1 protein-coding gene is annotated in these 808 nt (G+C 48.5%); it reads right to left on the bottom strand.

Translation table 11 applies throughout. The features are described from left to right. On the bottom strand, positions 1-808 hold an 808-nt coding region (locus tag A3739_RS06910), incomplete at both ends, for a VCBS domain-containing protein (RefSeq protein WP_156502427.1).

Raw genomic sequence — 808 nt, 5'->3', positions numbered from 1 at the left:
ACGATATGTAATTGGCCGGTTGTTAATTGACCACTATCTTCAACCACTTGTCCTGTCGACACGCCACTAATCGTCGCCGCATCATTCGTGCCGGTAATCGTGATGCTTGACGTCTGTGCAGTAGCCCCACCACGCGAATCGTTCACCTGATAACTGATTATTAGTGTCGTGCTCGCACCTGCCGCTAAGTGTTGAAACGTCGCACTGCCCGGGGTCACTGTTATCGTGTGACCATCAGCGGCAAGCGCAAAACCCGCTGGAATATGGGTCGTAGCGGCGGCCCCATCTAGCTCATAGCTTAAATGGCTAACGTGTAATACATCACCTGCATCTTTGTCACTGGCACCCTGTAATAAATCTACGCCATGGGTCGCATTATCTTCAATCGATTGATCTGTAACCGGTGATAGGACCTCGGGTTGAGCATTAACCGATAAGGTTAATGGTCTGGTCGTTTGTTGTACTTCCCCTCCGGCCGAGGCAATTGCGGTAATGGTTAAGGCTATATCACCGTGAAAATTTGGGTTCTGCAGATCGGCCTTAAGCCCATTTAAGTCAGCCTTATCTACCGTCCAAATTTTAGACAGGGCATTATAATTACCGTGGTTCAGCGTTGCATGATCCGGTAAGCCTGATATTTTTACCGTAAGTGTTTCGGTATCGCCACCGGTGTCAATAATTGCTGTGTGCAAGTCTAGCGGTATTTCTGCACCTTGCTGTACAAGGTGAGTAGTCGCTGATAGCATCGGCGCATCAACACTACCATGAATGTTAATGACCACATTGCTGATGACTTGTTCGCCATCGA

The sequence above is a fragment of the Oleiphilus sp. HI0067 genome (assembly GCF_001635735.1).
The sequence above is the reverse complement of the archived record's forward strand: the minus strand, read 5'-3'. Positions and strand labels throughout refer to the sequence as shown.